This is a genomic window from Microbacterium telephonicum, assembly GCF_003651225.1.
In the GTDB taxonomy this organism is placed as follows: Bacteria; Actinomycetota; Actinomycetes; order Actinomycetales; family Microbacteriaceae; genus Microbacterium; species Microbacterium telephonicum.
Map to the genome: position 1 here is coordinate 317,838 of NZ_RCDB01000003.1, position 20,842 is coordinate 338,679.

Here is a 20,842-nt window from a genome sequence, read left to right on the forward strand (position 1 = left end):
TCCGCGTCGGCTCAGACGAAGACGCGGCACGCGTCGACGATGCGCTGCAGGAACAGCACCGTCGCGAAGCGCTCGGCTACGGCCGACTCCGCATCCGGGCGCAGCCCGGGGACGCGACGGAGCCGATCGAGTGACGCGGACGCCGCCTCGAGCCGCTCCACCGCATCGTCCGCACCCACCGGGGCGGCGAGCAGCTCCGCGGCGTCGGCGATGGCGCGGGCGAGACCCTCGCGCACCTCGGCGTCCAGCCACGGATCGGCCTCCTCCTTCAGTCGGCAGACGGTGTCGGCGAGTTCGCGCGTGGCGCGCCAGGCGGCGGCGATCCCCTGCATCCGCGCGTCGTTCTCGTTGATCTCCTCGCGGTGGCGTCGCCCTCTCGGGTTCACACGGCTGCTCTCGGCGGCTTCCCGCACCTCGGTCTCGACGGCGTCCATCGTCGCGGCGAGACCCGACATGTCCGCTTCGATGCGCTCCGGGTCGACGTCCCCGTCGGCGACGGCGGCGGCGAGCGCGCGCAGCTGCTCGGCGACCGCGTCGCGGAGGGCGTTCAGCCGCACGCGCGCGCGCCGCACGTACAGCGGGGGGAACACGACCAGGTTGACGACGAGCCCGACGGCGACGCCGAACGCCATCGTCACGAGGTAGGAGATCGAGAAGTCGTCCGCCTTGCCGCCCCCCAGCAGGAGGACGAAGAGTCCCGCGAGTGCGACCCAGTCGCTCCCCACGCCGAGCGCCCGCACGCCCCCGGCCAGCACGCCGACGAGCACGACGAGCGCGAGAGCCACCCCGCCGCGGACCCCGGCGTACACGAGGGCGAGCCCACCCAGGCCGACCACGATGCCGAGCCCGAGACCGAGCAGCGCCTCACCACCCGCGCGGGCGGTGCGCGCCACCGTGGGGTACATCGTCACGAGCACGCCCAGCGGCGCGTAGTACGAGTACTCGTCCTGCGCGAACGGAATGAGGGGCGCGAGGTACCACGCGATGACGGCGGCCACGGCGGTCTTCGCGGCCAGCAGCAGTCGCGGCGGGCTGCCCGCTGCCGCGAGCGCAGCGGTCGCGCGGCGACGGCGCGACGCCGCGGCAGCGGCGCTCATGCCGTCTCCCTCGTGCCGTGCAGCGCTCTGCGCGACCCGCGGAGACACCCAGGATCATCCCTCAGGCGGATGCCGCTGCGACCACCGGACGACGCGGCGGCGACATCTGCTTCGTAGCGTCGGATCATGACCACAGCAACCCTCTCGATCGCGGCCTTCACGGCGCGTCCCGCCGCGCGCTCCGCCGCCACCCGCAGCGCCGCGGCCGGCCGCGACATCGCTCTCTCGATCCTCGGCAACATCCTCCTCATCGGCATCGCCGCACTCGCCGCGCTCGTCATCCCGGTCGCCGCCGCGCTCGCCTTCGGCCCCGCGCTGCTGTCGGTCCTGTGACCTGCGCGGGCGATCCGTCGCGCGTCTGAACCGGATGCCGCGGGGTCAACGCCCCGCGCGCTCGGCGGCTTTCTCGGCATCCTTCTGCGCCTTCTCCGCAGCCTTGTCGGCGTCGCGCTGCGCCTTCTCGGCGTCCCGCGCGGCCCTCTCGGCTTCCTTCTCGGCAGCCTTCTGCGCCTTCTCGTCGGAGTTCTGCTGCGCCGGGTTCACGCCGGCAGGCTGGCCGCCCGGGTCCTCGACGCCGATCTCGTCGGTGAGCGGCGCCTCGTCGACCGCGACGTCGACGGTCGCCCCGTCGCCCGGGTCGACGATGGTCTCGTCCGCGGGTGCGGGATCCGGCGTCGACTCGGTCACCGGCGGGATCGGCGACGTGCCGCCCCCGGGAGCACCCAGCGCGCCGACCGCCCAGACCCCCACGACGACGATCAGCACCGTGGCGGCCGTCATCAGGGCGATCGGGAGCCGGCGACGGCGTCGCACCCGACGGGCGCGCGAACGCAGCGGCCCCGAGGCTGTTCCCGTCGCCGCCGACGCGGCGGCGACCTCGGGCGGCGTCGTCGGCAGCGGGGGCGGAACCGTCTCGGCGAGGGTGGGCTCGACGGGCGCCGGCAGCGGGAACGGCGCTGTCGCGGTCATCGTGTGCGCGGCGGTTGCGACGGATCCGCTGACCGAGGGGACGCCAGAGCCCGCGAGGATGTCGCCCGCGGCCACGGCCACCTCGAGCGCCGCGGGACGCATGTCGGGGTCGATCGCGGTCATGCGGGCCAGGAGCGACGTCCACCGGGGCCCGAGCGAGACCGGCAGCTCCGGCGGCGCGCTCAGGCGCGCCAGCGCCGTGCCGATGCCCTCGGCGTGCGGGTACGCGCGGCATCCCGTGAGCGCTTCGAGCAGCACCAGCCCGAGCGCATAGACGTCGGCGGGCGGCGCCGGGGCGGCACCCCGCACCTGCTCGGGCGCGAGATAGGCGGCCGTCCCCACGACCTGACCGGTGTCGGTGACGCGGGTGTCGTCGAGGAGGCGGGCGATGCCGAAGTCGGCGAGCTTCGCGCGGAACGGTCGTCCGGGAAGGTGCGATCGGTACAGCAGCACGTTCGACGGCTTGACGTCGCGATGGACGATGCCGGCAGCGTGGACGACGTGGAGCGCCTCGGCGAGCTCGGCGGCGAGCTGCGCGACGTCTTCTCGCGGCAGCGGGCCGCCGTCCATCCGGTGGCTGAGCGGCGGGCCGTCGACGAACTCCATGACCAGGTACTCGGTCTCGCCCTCGTCGAGGTGCGCATCGAAGAGCGTGACGAGCGATGGATGACTCAACGAGGCGAGCGCCGACACCTCGCCCCGCACCCTCTCCGGGGTGCCGACGCCGTCGATTCCGGGGCGGATGAGCTTGATGGCGACGGTGCGTCCCAGCAGGATGTCCTCGCCGCGGTGGACGCGCGCCATCCCGCCTTCACCGATGCATTCGCCGACCCGGTACCGACCGCCCAGCAGATGCTCGGCGTCGCCTTCGGGTGGGCGGGCCATCTCATCCTCCATCGGCGCGACAGATGTCACGCAAGAGCGACGTTATCCGCCCGAACGCACCTGGCGACGAGGGTTGACGGGACGGGGGCGATCTGCGATGGTTCGCTCCTCCTGCGGCCCGGACCGCGCGCCGGTTCAGGGCGAGACGAAGAAGATCGCGTCGAGGAGCCCCGGGTTGTGCGCGTGCACGAGCACGGCGAAGACGACGGCGTCGAAGAGCAGGTGCACGGTGACGACGTAGCCGAGCGAGCGCGTGCGCAGGAAGATCACGGCCTGCAGGAGCGCGAACGGGATCGTGAGGACCGGCCCCCACGCCTGATAGCCGAGCTCCCACAGGAACGACACGAACACGATCGCCTGGAGCACGTTCGCGGCGCCGTCGGCGAAGTGGCGACGCAGCAGCGCGAAGCACGTGCAGATGAAGAACAGCTCGTCCCAGATGCCGACCGCGCCGACGCCGACGAACAGGCGCGCGATGAGGTCGGGGCTGTCGACGACGGGCCAGTTGAGGTACACGCCCGACGTGATGAAGTAGAACGGCAGGATCAGCCAGCCGAGTACCAGCACGGCTCCCAGCCACAGCCACTGCCACCGCTTCCAGCGCCCGCCGCCGCGCCAGGGGAACGAGATCGCACGATCGCGGTACAGCCAGCGCGAGATCGCGTAGGGCACGGCGACAGCGCCGCCGAGCGCGAGCGTGAACCGCAGCATCGCCATGTCGTCGAGCTCGGCCTTCAGCGGGATGGCGCTGACGATCAGCAGACCCACGGCGATCAGCGACAGGTCGCGGGTCAGCGACGGCGCGGATGCCGTCACGCCGCGGCGCTCGAGCGCGAGCGCCCAGCCGAGGCCCGCGGCGAGCAGCATCCACCCCAGCCACGGCAGCAGCAGCACGAAGAACGCGGGCGCGGCCAAACACACCAGCAGCGCGGGACCGGTGCCGGCCGCAAGGACCGGCCGCGCGTCGGCTGCGGCGTGGGCGTTCATGTGCGGGGCGTGCGCCGGTACGTCAGATCGCGGATGTCGCGACCCTTCGCGATGCCCTTGCGCTCGAACGCCGTCATCGTGCGCCCCTCGAAACGCGGCGCCCACTCGCCGTCGAAGGCGGGGGCGAAGTCGGGCGCATCGCCGAGCACGTCCCGCATCTGCCGCGCGTAGTCCTCCCAGTCGGTCGCGAGCCGCAGCACACCGCCGTCGCGCAGCGCACGCGCGGCGATCCCGGGGAAGGCGGGGGCGACGAGGCGGCGCTTGTTGTGCTTGGCCTTGTGCCACGGGTCGGGGAAGAAGATCCACAGCTCGTCGACGGATGCAGGCGGCAGCAGGTGCTCGAGCACCTCGGGGGCGTTGGCCTCGACGAGACGGAGGTTGCGGGCGCCGGCCCGATCGGCGTCGAGCATGGTGCGGGCCAGGCCCGCGCGGAACACCTCGACGGCGAGGAAGTCGGTGTCGGGGTGCGACGCGGCGGCGTGCACGATCGCGTGCCCCTGGCCGGAGCCGATCTCCACGACGCGCCGCGCCTCCCGACCGAACACGGCGGCGGGGTCCATCGCGCTCCCGGGGAGGATGCTGGTGGCCGCGTCGTCGCGCTGCACCTCGATGACGTAGTGCGGGGCGAGGTGCTCCCAGGCCCCCTCCTGCGCGTCGGTCATCCGGCCGCTGCGCCGCACGAACGAGACCGGCTTCTCGCGGAAGCGGCGCGCGGGCTCGGCGCCGGGGACGTCGGGTGCGGGACTCGGGTCGCTCACTCCCCCAGGCTACCGGCGCACAACTCCGGAGACATCGCGCGCCTGCGGCCGCCGCGTGTGCTCTGCGGGGCGCTGGGCCACGGATCTCCGGAGTTGCGAACGGTGCCTCAGGCGGCGGGGTCGGTCACGAAGTCGATGAGCTCCTCGACGCGCCCGAGCAGCGCCGGGTCGAGGTCCCGGTAGGTGCGGACGGCACCGAGGATCCGCTGCCAGGTGCGGGCGATGTCGGCCTGGTCGTCGGCGGCCCACCCGAGCGCGCGGCTGACGCCGACCTTCCACTCGATCCCGCGCGGCACCTGCGGCCACGCCCGGATGCCGAGCACCTCCGGTCGCACGCACTGCCACACGTCGATGTGGGGGTGGCCGACGATCTTCAGGTGCGCGCCGTGCGGGCCGCGCATGGTCGCCTCCGCGATCCGGGACTCCTTCGAGCCCGCGACGAGGTGGTCGACGAGCACGCCGTAGCGACGTCCGGAGCCGGGCGGCTCGTCGCGGAGCAGATCGCCGAGCAGGTCGACACCCTGCAGGTACTCCACGACGACGCCTTCGGCCCGCAGGTCGTCGCCCCACACCTTCTCGACGAGTTCCGCGTCGTGGCGGCCCTCGACGAGGATGCGGGATGCCCGCGCCACCCGCGCGCGCTGCTGAGGCGCTGCGAACGACCCCGATGCCGTGCGCCGAGGTCCACTCGGCACCGCGACCGCGGGGGCCACCAGGTCGACGAGCACGCCGTCCACCAGGAACCCGGGGCCGAGCGGGAAGACGCGGACGCGGCCGTGCCGGTCCTCGAGCTCGACGTTGCCGCCGCGCACGCCGACGACCGCGCCGCAGTAGCCGTCGGCGGCGACCTCGACGACGAGGTCGCGGGTCGCGGGCGTCTTCTGCACGGTGGGTCGCCCGGCGGTGCGCCAGCCGGGGGCGAGCACGTCGTCGCCGTATCTGTCCATGGTGTCCTCCGAAGCGGTCACCCTAACCCGAGGCCGCGTCCGCCGGGCCCAGCGACGCGCACCGTTCCCCGCTCCGATACCGGCGCGACGCTCGGCACCTACGTGTTCTCTGTGAGCGTCCGCCCCACCTGGAATCGCATGCGCGCCGGGGCATAGGATCGGCGACGAGGGGCGGGAATCCAGGCCCCGCGGGAAGGGACCCCATGCGTTCGCGTCTGGTACTCGCGCTCGTCGCGGCCGGATCCGTCCTGCTCGGCGCAGCGCCCGCTGCCGTCGCCGCCGAGTCCGTGGCCGCCGTCGCCGCGGTCCCCGCGACCGCGCCCGTCGCCCTCGGCTCGGCCCACGTGCTCGACCAGGTCGACGTGCTCACGGATGCCGAGGAGCAAGCGCTCGAGGACCGCCTCCAGGCCCTGCCCGACGACGGCGTCGAACTGTGGGTCGCGTACGTCGACACCTTCACCGATCCGGCCGACGCGGCCGACTGGGCGAACACGACCGCCGCCGCGAACAACCTCGGACCGAACCAGTACCTCCTCGCCGTGGCGACGGAGGGCCGCGCGTACTACCTGTCGGGCGACAGCAGCGGCCCCGTCTCGGACACGCAGCTGACGGCGATCGAACAGGACCGCATCGCCCCGGCGCTGCGTTCCGGCGACTGGGTGGGCGCGGCCACGGCCGCCGCCGACGGGCTGGCCGACGCGGCCGGCGGAAGCGGCTTCCCGATCTGGCTCGTGCTGCTGGTCGTCGTGGTCGTGGGCATCGGCATCCTGCTGGCCGTGATCATCGCGCGCTCGCGGAAGAAGGCACCCTCCGGCGGCGCCGCGCCCGCCCCGCCGGCGAGGAGCACGGCCGATCTGCGCCGCGACGCGGCATCCGCCCTGGTGCAGGCCGACGACGCCATCAAGACCAGCGAGCAGGAGCTCGGCTTCGCGATCGCGCAGTTCGGCGACGAGACGGCACGCGAGTTCAGCGACGCCCTCGCGGCCGCCAAGACCGACATCGAGCAGGCGTTCACGCTGCAGCAGCAGCTCGACGACGAGACCGCCGACACCGAGCAGCAGATGCGGGCGTGGTGCGAGCAGATCCTGCAGCTGTGCGCGCACGCCGACGCGGTGCTCGACGAGAAGGCGGCCGCCTTCGACCGCCTGCGCGCGCTCGAGCAGAACGCGCCCGAGGCGCTCACCCGCGCCCAGGCGCTGCGCGTCGAGGTCGCCGCCGGCACCGATGCGGCATCCGCCCGGCTCGAGACGCTGCAGACCTCGTACGCGCCGGAGGCGCTGGCCCCCGTCGCCGACAACCCGGCGCAGGCGACGCAGCGCCTCGGCTTCGCCGACCAGCAGCTCTCGGGGGCGCAGCAGGCGATCGGTGCCGGCGACGGTTCGCAGGCCGCCGTGCACATCCGCGCCGCCGAGGAGGCGATCGCCCAGGCGCGTCAGCTGCAGGTCGCCGTCGCGACGCTCGGCGACGAGCTGGCCAAGGCCGACTCCGCAGCCGCGGCCCTCATCGCCGACATCGAGACCGACCTCGCCACCGCGAGCTCCGTCCCCGACCCCGACGGCCGCCTCGCCCCCGTGCTCGCCGGCACCCGCCGGCAGGTGGATGCCGCCTCCGCCCTCCTCGCCGGTGACGCACGCCGCCCCCTCGCGGCGCTCGAACAGCTCGAGGCCGCGAACACCCAGATCGACGCTCTGCTGGACGGCATCCGCGACGCGCAGGAGAAATCCCGCCGCGCCCAGCAGCAGCTGACGCAGCTGATGACGCAGGCGCAGGCGCAGGTGTCGGCCGCCGAGGACTTCATCACCGCCCGGCGCGGCGCGGTCGGCGCGACCGCCCGCACGCGGCTCGCCGAGGCGGGGTCTTCGCTCGTGCAGGCGCGCCAGCTCGCGGCATCCGATCCCGCCGCCGCACTCGGCGCGGCGCAGCGCGCGAACGATCTCGCCGCTCAGGCGCTGCGCGCCGCGCAGTCGGACGTCGGCGGCTTCTCGGGCGGCGGCTTCGGCGACACCGGCGGCGGGGGCGGCCTCGGCCAGGACGTCATGGGCGCCGTGCTCGGCGGCATCATCGTCAACGCCCTCAGCGGCGGCGGATCCCGCGGCCGATCCGGCGGCGGCTTCGGCGGGCTGGGCGGCGGCTCCCGCGGCGGCTCGCGCGGCGGCGGATTCAGCCCCGGCAGCTTCGGCGGCGGCGGGACACGGGCTCGACGCGGCGGCGGGCGATTCTGACAGCTCCCCCACGCACTCATCGCAGGACCAGCAGGAGACCTTCTCCAGGAAAGGAAAGACCGATGGCAAAGCAGTCCATCTTCGGCCGCATCTCGACTCTCGTGAAGGCGAACATCAACGCGATGCTCGACTCCGCGGAAGACCCGCAGAAGATGCTCGACCAGCTCGTGCGCGACTACACCAACAACATCGCCGACGCCGAGACCGCGATCGCCGAGACGATCGGCAACCTGCGGCTGCTCGAGCGCGACCACGCCGAGGACGTCAAGGCGGCGCAGGAGTGGGGCGGCAAGGCCCTCGCCGCGAGCCGCAAGGCCGACCAGCTGCGTCAGTCCGGCAACACGACCGACGCCGACAAGTTCGACAACCTCGCCAAGATCGCGCTGCAGCGTCAGATCAGCGAGGAGAACGAGGCGAGCGCCCTCGCTCCCTCGATCGCCGCGCAGACCGAGGTCGTCGACAAGCTCAAGGACGGCCTCAACGGCATGAAGCAGAAGCTCGTGGAGCTGAAGTCGAAGCGCTCCGAGCTGCTGGCCCGCGCCAAGACCGCCGAGGCGCAGAACAAGGTGCACGACGCCGTGAAGTCGATCGACGTGCTCGACCCGACCAGCGAGCTCGGCCGCTTCGAGGACAAGGTGCGCCGCCAGGAGGCGCTCGCGGCCGGCAAGGCCGAGATCGCGGCCTCGTCGCTCGATGCCCAGTTCACCCAGCTCGAGGACATGGGCGAGCTCACCGAGGTCGAGGCGCGACTGGCCGCGCTGAAGACCGGCGGCGCCGCGGGCGCGATCGAGCAGTGACACCCGCGGGGCATCACGCACCGGTGGGGACGGCACGCGCGTCGCGCCGTCCCCGGCCGGCCGTGATGCCCCGCGCGGATGTCGGCACCGCCCCGCGCGGATGCCGGAACGGAAGGATGTCGTCATGACGCGGTTCGTCGTGGTCCCGCAGTGGCAGGGCTCGCCCTCCTCGCGGGCGATGGTGCTGATCGACGGCGCCGAGGCGATCGCCGGCGACCTGCCGCGGTCGGCGACCACGGTCGTCGAGGTGCCCTCGGAGGCCGGCGAATCGCTCGGCACCGGCATCCGCAGGTTCAGTTCGCTCGGACGCGTGCGCGACGCCCTGACGGCGACACTCGCCGCCTCACCGGAACCGGCGATCGTCGTCGGCGGAGACTGCGGTGTCGCCGTCGCCGCCATCGGCGACGCCGCGCGCCGGAATCCGGACCTCGCCGTCGTGTGGCTCGACGCGCACGGCGACCTCAACTCCCCCGCCTCGTCGCCGTCGGGGGCGTTCTCGGGCATGGCGCTGCGCGCGGTGTTCGAGGAGACGCCGTTCGCCCCCGCCGCCGTCGGCGCCGACCGCGTCGTACTGGCCGGCACCCGCGAGTTCGACGACGTCGAATGGGAGCTCGTCGGCGCCGGGACCGTGCGCCACATCCCGGCGGACGCGTTCGGCGATGCCGACGTGCTGGCCGACGCGGTCGCCGCGACCGGCGCCGCCGCCGTCTACATCCACGTCGACCTCGACGTCATCGACCCGGCCGACCTCAGCGGCCTCGCCCTGCCTGTACCGTTCGGCGTGCCGGCGGCGCAGCTGACCGCGGCGATCGCCGCGCTGCGCGCGCGGTTGCCGCTGGCGGGCGCGTCGATCGCCGGATTCGCACCGGCCTCCCCCGCCGCCGCGGTCGAGGACATGGGCACGATCCTGCGCGTCGTGGGCGCGCTCGCGTGAGCACAGCGACCGACCCGATCGTGTCCCGCCGGCTCGGGACGCTCCGATGAGGCGGCCACCGGCCGGCTGGCGGGAACGGGCCGAGCGGGCCGTCGCCCGCGGCGCGCGCCTCGACGCCGCGATCCCGTTCCTCGACACGCCGCTGAGCCGAGTCGGGTCGTGGTGGGGCACTGCCGTCGGCTTCACGTGGGGCACCCTGTGGTCGACCGGACGCGTCGAGCGGCACGAGGGCCTGTGGGTGTTCCGAGGGATGCCGGCCTGGACGTTCCGTCGCGGCGGCACCTGCGTCGGCTCGTGCTATCTCACCGGCGACGCGCCGGTGAGCGCGGCGGTGCTGCGGCACGAAGCCGTGCACGCGGCGCAATGGCGGCGGTACGGCATCCTCATGCCGGTGCTGTACCTGCTGGCGGGGCAGGATCCGCTCACCAACCGGTTCGAGATCCTCGCCGGCCTCCAAGACGGCAACTACGTCCCGCGCGGGTCCTGACGCCGGTCGCGGCGGCGCGCGTCAGCGCGAGACGGCCAGCCCGAAGCGCTCGGGGGTGTGGATACCGGCCCCGTCGATGCCGAGCGCGTCGGTGAGGTGGTCGAAGATGTCGGCGGTGCCGAGGTAGGAGCCCAGCAGGTGGATGCGGGTCTCGTGCGCCGCGTCGCCGCAGAGCATCTCGTCGGCCCAGCCCGCAACCGCACGGCTGAGCGCCTGCCCCGGAGTGCATCCGCGTCCCGAGCCGGGGGCGCCGGTGCGCCGCGAACGGTCGAGCCAGGTCACCGTCATCCGCGCCGGGGCGGCCAGGTCGAAGGCCCAGTCGGCTTCCGGCACCTCGACGAAGATGCGGCCGGTCGAGCAGATCGGCAGCGTCGCGATGAGCGCCTGCAGTTCGGCCAGCGAGTTCTCGTCGGCGGTGATGAGGTGCTGCACGCGCACGTGACGCGACGCCTTGCAGGCGCTCGGGTCGTGGCTGGTGCGTGCGGACATGATGCCCCTACTATACGCCAGGAAGGTAGGCATGCCTAACCTTCGGCGGCCCTAGGTCCCCGCGGTCCCGTCCGGCGCGATGAGCACGTCCCGCAGGCGCGCGAGGTCGTCCTCGGGGAGCCCGTGCGCGGTGAGGAATCCCGCCGCCCCGCCGAAGTCCCGCGTCACCTCGGCCAGCAGTCCCCGCATCACCGGCGCGGGCGAGCGCGTCGCGAGCGCCTCGAGGTTGACGGCGCCGGGGTGCGCGCTGCGCAGATAGGCGAGCACCCGCTCGTTGCGCCCCGCCGGCAGGGCTGCCTCGGTGCGGGCGTAGTCGGCCACGATCTCGTCCTCGTCGACGCCCGCCGCCGCGAGCGCCAGGGCGACGGTGACCCCGGTGCGGTCCTTGCCGACGGTGCAGTGCACGAGCACGGGCGCGTGTCGCGCAATCGTGGCGACCGCCGCGACGATGGCCTGCGGGGCCTCGGTGAGGATCGTGCGGTACATGTCCTCGAGCGTCACGTCGGCGTCGAAGAACGAGGCCGTGGACCCGGCGAACAGCGGTGCGCGCACGGTTTCGAGCTCGCTGAGCCCGATGAGGTCGACCCGCGACGGTTCGAAGGCGACCTCCTCCCCCGACCGCAGGTCGACGATGCGACGGATGCCGAGGGCACGCAGTGCCGCGCCCCCGTCGGCGTCGAGGCGGGCGAGGTGCCCCGACCGCAGCAGCACGCCGTGCCGGGTGATGCCGCCGGCGGCGCGCAGCCCGCCGACGTCGCGGAAGTTCAGCGCGCCGGAGACCCCGCTCACGCGTCGCCGCGCCGTGGCGGGACCGGGTATTTGCCGGCGATGGTGATGCGGTTGAACGCGTTGATCGACACGAGCAGCCAGCTGAGGGCGACGTACTCCTGCTCGGAGAGGATGCCGCCGACGTGGTCGTAGACGGCATCCGAAACGCCCTCCTCGTGGATGCGCACGTACGACTCCGCCAGCAGCAGCGCCGCCCGCTCGCGCGCCGAGAAGACGCCGGACTCCCGCCAGGTGGTGATCTGCGCGATCTCGTCGGCGCTCAGACCCGCCGCGACGCCACGGTCCACGTGCACGCGCACGCAGTACGCGCAGCCGTTGAGCTGTGAGGTGTGGATGAGCGCGATCTCCTTGAGCCGCTCGTCGATGCCGGCGGTCTTCGCGAGCTCGCCCACCGTCTGCGAGAACGTCTCCAGCGCGTCGTAAGCGGGACGCGCCGAGCGGGAGAGATGGACGCGACGTTCCTCAGTCATGTCCTCACTCTGTCACGACCGTCCCGCGGGGCGGGCAGAATGACGTGCATGGACGAGTTGCGGTTCCTCCCCGAGCAGGCCGCCGCCCTGGGCGTGGCCGCCCCGCCCGTGCGACGACTGACCCACACTCTGCCCGACGGGCGCACCGTGAGCGCCCTGCGCTACGGCGACGCGCCCCCGGTGGTCACCTTCCTGCACGGCGCCGGGTTGAACGCGCACACGTGGGACACGACCGTGCTCGCGCTCGGGATGCCGGCGCTCAGCGTCGACCTCCCCGGCCACGGCGACTCCTCGTGGCGCGAGGACGCCGCCTACACCGGCGGGATCCTCGCCGCCGACCTCGCAGAACCGCTGGCGGCCTGGACCGACCGGCCGCAGGTGCTCGTCGGGCAGTCGCTGGGCGGCCTCACCGCCGCCGCCGTCGCCGCGGCCCACCCCGAACTCGCGCGCCGCCTGGTGATCGTCGACATCACCCCCGGCATCGACCCGGACGGCGACGCCGCCCAGATCGCGGCGTTCTTCGCCGGGCCCGCCGACTGGGCCTCACGCGAGGAGCTCACCGCGCGCGCCCTGTCGTTCGGACTGGGCGGCTCGCCCGACGCCGCCGCCCGCGGCGTCTTCCTGAACTCGCGCGTGCGCGCGGACGGGCGCGTGGAGTGGAAGCACCACTTCGCGCGCATCGCCAACGCTCTGGCCGCCGACCCGGATGCCGCGGCCGCCGCATCCGCGCGGCAGGGGGCGATGCGGGGGCTGCTGGCCGACAGCGGCTGGGACGATCTCGCTCGCGTCACCGCGCCCATCACGCTCGTGCGCGGCGAGCGCGGCTTCGTCACGCCTGCCGACGCCGTGGTGTTCCGCGAGCGGGTGCCGGCCGCCGAGGTGGTGGACCTGCCCACCGGGCACAACGTGCAGGAGGAGGCGCCCGTCGAGCTCGCCGGGATCGTCGCCGAGGTCGCGGAGCGCTGAGCGCCGCCGGCGGGCGCCGGGAAGCGATCGCGGGTCGACGGTGTTGATGACGGTTGATGACCGTCGCCTGCGCTGCGACACCTAGGCTGGGACGCGCACAAGAGTCGGCAGACCCGGCGCGATCCCGACGCTCCCCTGCCCCTGCGAAAGGACCATCCCCCGACATGTTCCGTCGTCTCACCCTCGCCGCCGCGGCCGTCGTCGCGGCGAGCGCCCTCGTCCTCACCGGCTGCTCCGGCGGCGGACAGACGGCGCCCTCCGCCAGTGCGGGCACCCCCGACGCGGACGCGTCGGTCGCCATCCGCATGGTGCTGGAGCCCGGGAACCTCGACATCCGCGAGACGGCCGGCGCCGCGCTCGACCAGATCCTGATCGACAACGTGTACCAGGGCCTGGTCTCGCGCACGGCCGACCAGGAGATCGTGCCCGCCCTCGCGAGCGATTACGACGTGTCCACCGACGGACTCACCTACACCTTCACACTGCGGGAGGGCGTCACCTTCCACAACGGCGAGGAGCTCACCCCCGACGACGTCGTCTGGTCGCTGCAGCAGGTGAAGGACACGGCCTCCTACGCCGACTCCGACCGACTCGCCCACGTGACCACGATCGCCGCCGAAGGGCAGACGATCACCCTCACCCTCGACCAGCCCGACTCGACCCTGCTGTGGAACCTCACCGGCCGCGCCGGCCTCGTCATGAAGAAGGACGACACGATCGACCGGAAGACGGCCGCCAACGGCACCGGGCCGTTCCGTCTCGCGGGCTGGAAGCAGGGCGACTCGATCACGTTCGAGCGCAACGACGCGTACTGGGGGGACAAGGCCCAGGTCGCCGAGGTCGTGTTCGACTACATCCCCGACACGCAGGCCGCCCTCACCGGCGCCCTCGCCGGCGAGCTCGACGTGCTCACCGGGTTCGACGCGACGCTCAAGGAGCAGATCGAGGCCGACGGCGCGTTCACGCTCGAGACCGGCAAGTCGACCGACAAGGGCACCCTCGCGATGAACTCCACGAAGGCCCCGCTCGACGACGTCCGCGTGCGCCAGGCGATCCGCCAGGCGATCGACAAGGACTCCATCGTCGCGGCCCTCGGCGCCGGCCAGACGCAGTACGGTCCGATCCCGGAGCTGGACCCCGGCTACGAAGACCTCTCCGACACCGCGCCGTTCGACCCCGCCGCCGCCCGGAAGCTGCTGGCCGAGGCCGGCGCCGACGACCTGACGCTGACCCTCACCCTCTACAGCGGGTACGGCACGACCGTCTCGCAGATCCTCGTCTCGAACCTCGCCGATGTGGGGATCACGCTGAAGGTGAACCCGGTCGAGTTCCCGACGTGGATCAACGACGTGTACGTCAACAAGGACTACGACCTCAGCTTCGTGCTGCACACCGAGGCGCGCGACTTCGAGAACTGGGCGGACCCGGACTACTACTTCACGTACGACAACCCCGAGGTGCAGCGCCTGTACGCCGAGTCGGTCGCCGCGACCGACCCCGCCGACGCCGCCGACCTGCTCGCCCAGGCCGCGCGCCTCGTCGCCGAGGACCAGGCCGCCGACTGGCTCTACAACGGCGCGTCGGTCGTCGCGGTCGGCACGAACGTCACCGGGATGCCGACGACCAACGTCAACGAGCGTCTCGACCTCGCCGAGCTGGCCAAGAGCAAGGGGTGATCCGCTACGCGCTGACCCGACTGTCCCTGCTGGTGCTGGGACTGTTCGTGGCCAGTGCGCTCATCTTCCTCACGCTCCGCGTGCTCCCGGGCGACGTGGCGCAGCTGATCGCCGGCATCAACGCCACACCCGACCAGCTCGCCGCCGTCCGGGAGCGGCTGGGCCTGGACGACCCACTGCCGGTGCAGTACCTCACCTGGATCGGCGGGGTGCTCACCGGCGACCTCGGCGTCTCGCAGCTGACCGGAACCCCCGTCGTCGACGAACTGCTCGAGAAGGCCGCCGTGACAGTGCCGCTCGGTCTCATGGCGATGACCGTCGCCCTCCTCATCGCCCTGCCGTTCGGCGTGCTGTCGGCGCTGCGGCGCGGGCGCTTCGGCGGCACGGCCCTGAGCGTGGCCGCCCAGACGGTCGCGGCCGTGCCGGTCGTGTGGGCGGGGATGATGCTCGTGGTCGTCGTCGCCGTGTGGCTCGGGCTCCTCCCCGCTCAGGGCTTCCCGCGGGGCGGCTGGGCCGACCCGGGGCTCGCCCTGCGCTCGCTGCTGCTGCCCGCCGTCACGATCGGCGTCATCGAAGGCGCGATGCTCCTGCGCTTCGTCCGCTCGGCGACGCTGCAGGCGGTGGGACAGGACTACGTGCGCACCGCCGCCGCCCGCGGCCTCACCCGGTCGCAGGCGCTGCTGCGCCACGGGCTGCCGAACGTGGGGCTGTCGATCATCACGGTGCTGGGGCTGCAGGTGGCCGGCATCATCGTCGGCGCCGTCGTCATCGAGCAGCTGTTCAGCCTGCCCGGCATCGGACGGATGCTGGTCGCCGACGTCGGCAACCGCGACCTCACCAAAGTGCAGGGCGAGCTGCTCGTGCTCACCGGGTTCGTACTCGTGATCGGCTTCCTCGTCGACCTGCTGCACCGCGCGGTCGACCCGCGCCTGCGGGAGGCGGGATGAGCACGCGCCCCGCATCCGCCCGCGCCTCGTGGCTGCGCCGACTCTGGCACCTCTCGACCGGCCGCTTCGGGATCATCGTCGTGCTCGTCGTGGCGGCCACTGCTCTCGTCTCACTCGTGTGGACCCCGTTCGACCCGCAACGCGTCGACGTCGCCGCGCGCTGGTCCCCTCCCGGATGGCCGCACCTGCTCGGCACCGACAACTCCGGGCGCGACATCCTGAGCCTGCTCATGGCCGGTGCGCGGACGACGGTGTGGGTCGCCGTCGGCGCGGGCCTGGTCGCGACCGTCATCGGCGTGCTGCTGGCCGCGCTCGGCGCCCTCACCGCGCGCTGGCTGCGTGAGAGCGTCGCCGTGGCGGTCGACATCCTCGTCGCCTTCCCGGTGCTGCTGATCGCGATGATGCTCTCCGCCGTGTGGGGCGGGTCGCTGTGGGTCGTCGTCGTCGCCGTCGGCATCGGCTTCGGCGTGAACATCGCGCGCGTGACCCGCCCGGAGCTGCGCCGCGTGCTGCACTCCGACTTCGTGCTCGCCGGCCGTGCGGCCGGTCTCACCCCGTTCCAGAATCTGTGGCGGCATCTGCTGCCCAACGTCGCCCCGGTGTTCATCGTGCAGCTGTCGTGGGGCATGGCGGTGGCCGTGCTCGCCGAGGCGGGCCTGAGCTACCTCGGCTTCGGCGCCCCCGTCACCGAGCCGTCGTGGGGCCTGCTGCTGAAGGATCTGCAGGCCTATCTGACGGTCTACCCGGGCAGCGTCCTGTGGCCCGGGCTCGCGATCACCCTCACGGTGCTGGGGCTGAACCTGCTCGGCGACGGCCTGCGCGAAGCCACCGACCCCACCCTCAGCCGCCGCCGCGGCGCCGCCGAGGTGCACCAGCCGGAGGTGATCGCATGAGCCTGCAGGTGCGCGACCTCGTCGTCGAGATCGACGGGACGCGGGTCGTCGACGGCGTCTCGTTCGATGTGCCCGACGGCGCGCGGGTCGGCCTGATCGGCGAGTCCGGGTCGGGCAAGTCCATGACCGCCCTCGCGATCCTGGGGCTCCTTCCCGAGGGCGCGACGGCGACCGGCAGCATCCGCTGGGACGGGCGAGAGCTGCTCAGCCTGTCCGACCGCGACCTCGCCGCCCTCCGCGGCGACGAGATCGGCATCGTCTTCCAGGATCCGCGCACCGCCCTCAACCCGATCCGCACCGTGGGGCGTCAGATCGGGGAGGCCTTCCGCATCCACGAAGGCGCCGGCCGGCGGGAGGCGCTGGCCCGCGCCGTCGCCGAAGCCGAGCGGGTCGCCCTCCCCGACCCCGCGCAGATCGTGCGCCGCTACCCCCATCAGCTCTCCGGCGGGCAGCGGCAGCGCGTCGCGATCGCCGCCGCCCTCGCCTGCCGGCCCCGGCTGCTGATCGCCGACGAACCGACGACGGCCCTGGACGTCACGATCCAGGCCGAGATCCTCGACCTGCTGCGCGCCCTCGTGGTCGACGACGGTATGTCCCTCGTGTTCATCACGCACGACCTCGCCGTGCTCTCGCAGATCGCGACGGATGCCGTCGTGCTCGACGCCGGCCGCGTCGTCGAGCAGGGACCGCTGTCCACGCTGCTGGGCGCACCCCACTCCCCCGTGACGCAGGGTCTGCTGCGGGATGCGACCGCGACGGTGTGGCGCCCGGGAGGCCGCTCGTGAGCGACATCCTCATCCGCGCCCGCGGGCTCGGCCGGCGCTTCCCGCAGCCGCGCGGCGGCCTGTTCGCCCCGAAGCGCTGGACGACCGCGCTCGAGGACGTCGACCTCGACGTCCGGGAGGGCACCGCGATGGGGATCATCGGGGAGTCGGGGTCGGGGAAATCCACCCTCGTCCGGCTGCTGCTGGGCCTGGACACCCCCACGACGGGCACCGTCGAGATCGACGGCCGTCCCGTGGCGGCCGGGGCCTCGGCGCGCAGCCTGCACTGGCTGCGCGCCCTCACCGGGGTCGTGTTCCAGGATCCGTACGCCTCACTGGATCCGCGGATGAGCGTCGGACGCATCGTCGGCGAGCCGCTGTGGGCCCTCGGGGTGCCGGGCGACCGCCGCGCGCGCGTGCGGGAGGTGCTCGAGGACGTCGGTCTCGACGCGGCGATGGCGCAGCGCTTCCCGCACGAGTTCTCCGGCGGGCAGCGGCAGCGCATCGCGCTGGCCCGCGCGATCGTGCACCGGCCGAAGATCCTCGTCGGGGACGAGCCGCTGTCGGCGCTGGATGTCACGGTCCGCGCCCAGATCCTCGACCTGCTGCGGGACCTGCGCCGTCGCGACGGACTCACCCTCGTCATGGTCTCGCACGACATCGGCGTCGTGCAGAACCTGTGCGACGACGTCGTCGTGATGACCGACGGCCGCATCGTCGAGGAGGGGCCGACCGAGAAGGTGCTGCTGCAGCCGCAGGTCGCCTACACACGGCGCCTGCTGGCCTCGATCCCCGTCATCGACCCGCACCGCCCGACCGCCTGACGTCACGGCGGGCGTGACCGCGGCGGGCGTGGTCGGCGTCGGAGGCCCCGGTTAGCCTGGGCGCATGCACGCGATCATCCCTCCGTACCTGCTGGCCCGACTCGCGGCATCCGACCAGCCGCACGTCGCCCGCGCCGCCGCGGCGGCCCGGCAGACCCTCGCCGCCCCCCGCGTCTACGCCCCCGTGCGCGCGAGCCTCGACCTCTCGGTCGAGGGCGACGCGCTCGTCCTGGAGGCCTCGCCCGCCCCCGACCGCGTCATCTCCGACGCGCAGAACCGGGAAGACCTTCCGGGGGTGCGCGTGCGCGGCGAAGACGACGGCGCGACCGGCGACGCGGCGGTCGACGAGGCCTTCGACGGGCTCGGCGCGACGTTCGCGCTGTATTGGGACGCCTACCGCCGCTCGTCGATCGACGGCGCCGGCGGCACGCTCGAGGCGACGGTGCACTACGGCGAGGACTACGACAACGCGTTCTGGAACGGCGAGCGCATGGTGTTCGGCGACGGCGACGGCGAGGTGTTCACCGGCTTCACCCGCTCGGTCTCGGTCATCGGGCACGAACTCACCCACGGCGTCGTCGAGCACTCCGGGGGCCTGCAGTACGTCGGGCAGTCCGGCGCGCTCAACGAGTCGCTGGCCGACGTGTTCGGCGCCCTCACCGAGCAGCACCTGCGCGGGCAGACCGCGGCCGAGGCGTCGTGGCTCATCGGCGCCGGGATCTTCACGGATGCCGTGCAGGGCGAGGCGCTGCGCTCGATGAGCGCGCCCGGCACCGCCTACGACGACGACGTGCTCGGCACCGACCCGCAGCCGGCCCACATGCGCGACTACGTGCACACGTCGGCCGACAACGGCGGTGTGCACATCAACTCCGGCATCCCCAATAAGGCCTTCCACCTCGTCGCCACCGCGCTCGGCGGCCCCGCCTGGGAGCGGGCCGGCCGCATCTGGTACCTGACGATGACCGGCGGCACGCTCAGCGACACCGCGGACTTCGCCGCGTTCGCGGCCGCCACCCACGCGGTCGCCGTGGGCGAGTACGGTGAGGGATCGGAGGAAGCCGACGCCGTCCACGCCGCGTGGATCGGTGTCGGCGTGATCGAGGATGCCGCACCCCGCTGACGATCCGCGCGACCGCGACCGCGAGCACGACCGTGACCGTGATGCCTCGGACGGTGGCGCCCCCGACGACGTCGACGTGACCGTCGAGATCACGGTCGTGCGCTCGGGCGGGCTCGCGGGGCTCGTGCGCACGTGGCGTGTGGCCGCGCCCGCGGCCGCAGAGCCGCGGTGGGTCGCCCTGATCGACGCGTGCGACTGGGACGACGCGACCGCTCCGGGCGCCGACCGGTACCAGTGGGACATCGAGGCGGCCGTGCCGCCCGTGTACCACCGCGCGCAGGTCGCCGACGGGGCGCTGCTCGGCCCGTGGCTCACCCTCGTGGATGCCGTCCGCGACGCCCACGCCGCCGCCGAGACGCGGGACGAGACCCCCGCCGAGACCCGCGGCGCGCGTCGAGACCCGCGTTCCTGACCCGGGTCTCGACGCGAATCCCGGGTCTCGACGCCGCCCCGTCCGACGCGCGCCCCAGGCCGACGCGACGTCCGCCGCGGCGGCGGGTCAGCCGCGGCCGAACAGCGAGCGCTTGCGCTTCTTCGGCGACAGCTGCTTCTGCAGGTACACCGTGCCCAGCCACCGCCCGAACTTGAAGCCGACGCGGCCCATCCGGCCCACCTCGACGAAACCGAGCTTCTCGTGCAGCGCGATCGACGACTCGGCGCCTTTGTCGCTGATGACGGCGACCATCTGGTGGATGCCGGCCTCCTCGGATGCGGCGATCAGCGCCACGAGCAGCGCGCGGCCCAGTCCCTTGCCGGTGGCGGCCTGCCCCAGGTATATCGAGTTCTCGACGCTGTAGCGGTAGGCCGACTTCGACGACATCGGCTGCACGAGGGCGTACCCGAGGATCTGGCCGGTCGGCCCCTCCGCGACGAGCACCGGCATCTGAAGCTTCCGCAGGTGGGCGAGCTTGTCGCGCCACTGCGCGAGCGACCACTTCTTCTCGTCGAAGGTCACCACCGAATTGGTGACGTAGTGGTTGTAGATCTCGCGGATGTCGGGGATGTCCCCCTCGCGCACCGGACGGATCTCGTACGAGAACGGGCGCTCGCTCTCCGTGCGCCGCAGATGCAGCGGCAGGCGGCGCCGCGTCTTCTCGTACTCCTCTTCCAGCATGCGCGACAGCCTACGCGGGCAGACGCCAGTCGACGGGGCCCGCCCCCTGCGCCTGCAGCAGCGCGTTGGCGCGCGAGAACGGCGCCGACCCGAAGAAGCCCCGGCTCGCCGACAGCGGAGACGGGTGCGCCGAGGCCACGATCGGCGTCTGCCCGAGCAGCGACCGCAGGTTCGCGGCATCCTTCCCCCACAGGATCGCCACGAGCGGGCGGTCCCGGGCGACGAGCGTGCGGATGGCGTGCTCGGTGACCTTCTCCCATCCCCAGCCGCGGTGCGAGGCCGGCGCACCGGGGGCGACGGTCAGCACACGGTTGAGCAGCATGACGCCCTGCTCGGTCCACGCCGACAGGTCGCCGTGGGCGGCGGGCGGGATGCCGAGGTCGCTCTCGAGCTCGCGGTAGATGTTGCCGAGACTGCGCGGCAGCGGCCGCACGTGCCGGTCGACGGCGAACGACAGGCCGATCGGATGCCCCGGGGTCGGGTACGGATCCTGCCCGACGATGAGCACCCGGACATCGGCGAGCGGACGGGCGAAGGCGCGCAGCACGCGGTCCCCCGCCGGCAGGTACCCGCGTCCGGCGGCGGTCTCGGCACGCAGCCGCTCGCCGAGGGCGGCGATGTCGGCACCGACCGGGGCGAGGGCGTGCGCCCATGCCGGATCGATCAGCCCCGCCTCCGCGAGCTGCGTCAGCGTGAGCGCCATC

Annotated in this window: 23 protein-coding genes; 13 read left to right on the plus strand and 10 right to left on the minus strand. The window is 73.3% G+C overall.

The window, feature by feature from the left end; genetic code table 11:
- Positions 1-11 precede the first annotated feature (11 nt).
- Positions 12-1,097 (minus strand): FUSC family protein, encoded by a 1,086-nt coding sequence (locus tag C7474_RS11140; RefSeq protein ID WP_241965214.1) that lies wholly within the window; start codon positions 1,095-1,097, stop codon positions 12-14.
- Positions 1,098-1,223: 126 nt separating this feature from the next.
- On the opposite strand from C7474_RS11140, the gene C7474_RS11145 reads away from it, so the two are divergent.
- A complete protein-coding gene (locus tag C7474_RS11145) occupies positions 1,224-1,430 on the plus strand; it encodes a hypothetical protein (protein WP_121060021.1) in 207 nt (68 codons plus the stop codon).
- A gap of 45 nt (positions 1,431-1,475) precedes the next feature.
- Here the strand turns inward: C7474_RS11145 and C7474_RS11150 are convergent, their stop codons facing one another.
- From C7474_RS11150 to C7474_RS11165, 4 genes are all read right to left on the minus strand, one after another.
- Positions 1,476-2,951 carry a serine/threonine-protein kinase gene (locus tag C7474_RS11150; protein WP_121060023.1) on the minus strand — a complete coding sequence of 492 codons (1,476 nt, stop codon included), beginning with the start codon at positions 2,949-2,951 and terminating at the stop codon, positions 1,476-1,478.
- A 135-nt stretch (positions 2,952-3,086) separates the two neighbouring features.
- A complete protein-coding gene (locus C7474_RS11155) occupies positions 3,087-3,938 on the minus strand; it encodes a CPBP family intramembrane glutamic endopeptidase (protein WP_121060025.1) in 852 nt (283 codons plus the stop codon).
- Positions 3,935-4,696 carry a tRNA (guanosine(46)-N7)-methyltransferase TrmB gene (gene trmB, locus C7474_RS11160; RefSeq protein WP_121060027.1) on the minus strand — a complete coding sequence of 254 codons (762 nt, stop codon included), beginning with the start codon at positions 4,694-4,696 and terminating at the stop codon, positions 3,935-3,937. The genes C7474_RS11155 and trmB overlap by 4 nt, the downstream gene beginning before the upstream one ends.
- A 107-nt stretch (positions 4,697-4,803) precedes the next feature.
- Positions 4,804-5,643 (minus strand): DUF3097 domain-containing protein, encoded by an 840-nt coding sequence (locus tag C7474_RS11165; RefSeq protein WP_121060029.1) that lies wholly within the window; start codon positions 5,641-5,643, stop codon positions 4,804-4,806.
- 203 nt (positions 5,644-5,846) lie between these two features.
- On the opposite strand from C7474_RS11165, the gene C7474_RS11170 reads away from it, so the two are divergent.
- From C7474_RS11170 to C7474_RS11185, 4 genes are all read left to right on the plus strand, one after another.
- Complete coding sequence (locus tag C7474_RS11170; protein WP_121060031.1) at positions 5,847-7,865, plus strand: TPM domain-containing protein; 2,019 nt, start codon at positions 5,847-5,849, stop codon at positions 7,863-7,865.
- A gap of 62 nt (positions 7,866-7,927) precedes the next feature.
- A complete protein-coding gene (locus C7474_RS11175) occupies positions 7,928-8,662 on the plus strand; it encodes a PspA/IM30 family protein (protein ID WP_121060033.1) in 735 nt (244 codons plus the stop codon).
- A gap of 124 nt (positions 8,663-8,786) precedes the next feature.
- Complete coding sequence (locus tag C7474_RS11180) at positions 8,787-9,596, plus strand: arginase family protein (protein WP_121060035.1); 810 nt, start codon at positions 8,787-8,789, stop codon at positions 9,594-9,596.
- A gap of 46 nt (positions 9,597-9,642) precedes the next feature.
- Positions 9,643-10,083: a Fe-S oxidoreductase gene (locus C7474_RS11185; protein WP_121060037.1), complete on the plus strand. Its 441-nt coding sequence runs from the start codon at positions 9,643-9,645 to the stop codon at positions 10,081-10,083.
- Between the two features lie 21 nt (positions 10,084-10,104).
- Here the strand turns inward: C7474_RS11185 and C7474_RS11190 are convergent, their stop codons facing one another.
- From C7474_RS11190 to C7474_RS11200, 3 genes are read right to left on the minus strand one after another with little or no spacing between them, the layout of a single operon-like run.
- On the minus strand, positions 10,105-10,572 hold the full coding sequence (locus tag C7474_RS11190) for an SIP domain-containing protein (protein WP_121060039.1): 468 nt from the start codon (positions 10,570-10,572) through the stop codon (positions 10,105-10,107).
- Between the two features lie 51 nt (positions 10,573-10,623).
- On the minus strand, positions 10,624-11,361 hold the full coding sequence (locus C7474_RS11195) for a tyrosine-protein phosphatase (RefSeq protein WP_121060041.1): 738 nt from the start codon (positions 11,359-11,361) through the stop codon (positions 10,624-10,626).
- Entirely contained in the window at positions 11,358-11,831 is a 474-nt protein-coding gene (locus C7474_RS11200) for a carboxymuconolactone decarboxylase family protein (protein WP_121060043.1), read from the minus strand. Before C7474_RS11200 ends, C7474_RS11195 begins: the two co-directional genes overlap by 4 nt.
- Before the next feature lie 48 nt (positions 11,832-11,879).
- Between C7474_RS11200 and C7474_RS11205 the strand changes: the two genes are divergently transcribed.
- The 8 genes from C7474_RS11205 (at position 11,880) to C7474_RS11240 (ending at position 19,436) form a co-directional block, all read left to right on the plus strand.
- Entirely contained in the window at positions 11,880-12,797 is a 918-nt protein-coding gene (locus tag C7474_RS11205; protein WP_121060045.1) for an alpha/beta fold hydrolase, read from the plus strand.
- A 164-nt stretch (positions 12,798-12,961) separates the two neighbouring features.
- Positions 12,962-14,473: an ABC transporter substrate-binding protein gene (locus C7474_RS11210; protein ID WP_121060047.1), complete on the plus strand. Its 1,512-nt coding sequence runs from the start codon at positions 12,962-12,964 to the stop codon at positions 14,471-14,473.
- Complete coding sequence (locus tag C7474_RS11215) at positions 14,470-15,420, plus strand: ABC transporter permease (protein WP_121060049.1); 951 nt, start codon at positions 14,470-14,472, stop codon at positions 15,418-15,420. The genes C7474_RS11210 and C7474_RS11215 overlap by 4 nt, the downstream gene beginning before the upstream one ends.
- Positions 15,417-16,313 (plus strand): ABC transporter permease, encoded by an 897-nt coding sequence (locus C7474_RS11220; RefSeq protein ID WP_121060051.1) that lies wholly within the window; start codon positions 15,417-15,419, stop codon positions 16,311-16,313. Before C7474_RS11215 ends, C7474_RS11220 begins: the two co-directional genes overlap by 4 nt.
- Positions 16,310-17,098 carry an ABC transporter ATP-binding protein gene (locus C7474_RS11225; protein ID WP_121060053.1) on the plus strand — a complete coding sequence of 263 codons (789 nt, stop codon included), beginning with the start codon at positions 16,310-16,312 and terminating at the stop codon, positions 17,096-17,098. The genes C7474_RS11220 and C7474_RS11225 overlap by 4 nt, the downstream gene beginning before the upstream one ends.
- 5 nt (positions 17,099-17,103) lie before the next feature.
- Complete coding sequence (locus C7474_RS11230; RefSeq protein ID WP_422385808.1) at positions 17,104-17,901, plus strand: ABC transporter ATP-binding protein; 798 nt, start codon at positions 17,104-17,106, stop codon at positions 17,899-17,901.
- Positions 17,902-17,965: 64 nt separating this feature from the next.
- Positions 17,966-19,024: a M4 family metallopeptidase gene (locus C7474_RS11235; protein WP_121060055.1), complete on the plus strand. Its 1,059-nt coding sequence runs from the start codon at positions 17,966-17,968 to the stop codon at positions 19,022-19,024.
- Positions 19,008-19,436, plus strand: a complete 429-nt coding sequence (locus C7474_RS11240; protein ID WP_121060057.1) for a hypothetical protein — start codon at positions 19,008-19,010, stop codon at positions 19,434-19,436. Before C7474_RS11235 ends, C7474_RS11240 begins: the two co-directional genes overlap by 17 nt.
- Positions 19,437-19,523: 87 nt before the next feature.
- On the opposite strand, the gene C7474_RS11245 is transcribed toward C7474_RS11240, so the two are convergent.
- Together C7474_RS11245 and C7474_RS11250 are read right to left on the minus strand one after the other, a co-directional pair.
- Positions 19,524-20,138, minus strand: coding sequence for a GNAT family N-acetyltransferase (locus tag C7474_RS11245; protein WP_121060059.1), 615 nt, complete (start codon positions 20,136-20,138; stop codon positions 19,524-19,526).
- A 10-nt stretch (positions 20,139-20,148) separates the two neighbouring features.
- The gene (locus C7474_RS11250; protein ID WP_121060061.1) at positions 20,149-20,841 is read right to left on the minus strand and encodes a uracil-DNA glycosylase; all 693 of its coding nucleotides are present in this window, start codon (positions 20,839-20,841) and stop codon (positions 20,149-20,151) included.
- Position 20,842 lies beyond the last annotated feature (1 nt).

Excerpts from the sequence above, each read along its gene's own strand:
- C7474_RS11140 (WP_241965214.1), bottom strand. The coding sequence starts at position 1,097 with ATGAGCGCCGCTGCCGCGGCGTCGCGCCGTCGCCGCGCGACCGCTGCG.
- C7474_RS11145 (WP_121060021.1), top strand. The coding sequence starts at position 1,224 with ATGACCACAGCAACCCTCTCGATCGCGGCCTTCACGGCGCGTCCCGCC.
- C7474_RS11150 (WP_121060023.1), bottom strand. The coding sequence starts at position 2,951 with ATGGCCCGCCCACCCGAAGGCGACGCCGAGCATCTGCTGGGCGGTCGG.
- C7474_RS11155 (WP_121060025.1), bottom strand. The coding sequence starts at position 3,938 with ATGAACGCCCACGCCGCAGCCGACGCGCGGCCGGTCCTTGCGGCCGGC.
- C7474_RS11165 (WP_121060029.1), bottom strand. The coding sequence starts at position 5,643 with ATGGACAGATACGGCGACGACGTGCTCGCCCCCGGCTGGCGCACCGCC.
- C7474_RS11170 (WP_121060031.1), top strand. The coding sequence starts at position 5,847 with ATGCGTTCGCGTCTGGTACTCGCGCTCGTCGCGGCCGGATCCGTCCTG.
- C7474_RS11175 (WP_121060033.1), top strand. The coding sequence starts at position 7,928 with ATGGCAAAGCAGTCCATCTTCGGCCGCATCTCGACTCTCGTGAAGGCG.
- C7474_RS11180 (WP_121060035.1), top strand. The coding sequence starts at position 8,787 with ATGACGCGGTTCGTCGTGGTCCCGCAGTGGCAGGGCTCGCCCTCCTCG.
- C7474_RS11185 (WP_121060037.1), top strand. The coding sequence starts at position 9,643 with ATGAGGCGGCCACCGGCCGGCTGGCGGGAACGGGCCGAGCGGGCCGTC.
- C7474_RS11190 (WP_121060039.1), bottom strand. The coding sequence starts at position 10,572 with ATGTCCGCACGCACCAGCCACGACCCGAGCGCCTGCAAGGCGTCGCGT.
- C7474_RS11200 (WP_121060043.1), bottom strand. The coding sequence starts at position 11,831 with ATGACTGAGGAACGTCGCGTCCATCTCTCCCGCTCGGCGCGTCCCGCT.
- C7474_RS11205 (WP_121060045.1), top strand. The coding sequence starts at position 11,880 with ATGGACGAGTTGCGGTTCCTCCCCGAGCAGGCCGCCGCCCTGGGCGTG.
- C7474_RS11210 (WP_121060047.1), top strand. The coding sequence starts at position 12,962 with ATGTTCCGTCGTCTCACCCTCGCCGCCGCGGCCGTCGTCGCGGCGAGC.
- C7474_RS11220 (WP_121060051.1), top strand. The coding sequence starts at position 15,417 with ATGAGCACGCGCCCCGCATCCGCCCGCGCCTCGTGGCTGCGCCGACTC.
- C7474_RS11225 (WP_121060053.1), top strand. The coding sequence starts at position 16,310 with ATGAGCCTGCAGGTGCGCGACCTCGTCGTCGAGATCGACGGGACGCGG.
- C7474_RS11235 (WP_121060055.1), top strand. The coding sequence starts at position 17,966 with ATGCACGCGATCATCCCTCCGTACCTGCTGGCCCGACTCGCGGCATCC.
- C7474_RS11240 (WP_121060057.1), top strand. The coding sequence starts at position 19,008 with ATGCCGCACCCCGCTGACGATCCGCGCGACCGCGACCGCGAGCACGAC.
- C7474_RS11245 (WP_121060059.1), bottom strand. The coding sequence starts at position 20,138 with ATGCTGGAAGAGGAGTACGAGAAGACGCGGCGCCGCCTGCCGCTGCAT.
- C7474_RS11250 (WP_121060061.1), bottom strand. The coding sequence starts at position 20,841 with ATGGCGCTCACGCTGACGCAGCTCGCGGAGGCGGGGCTGATCGATCCG.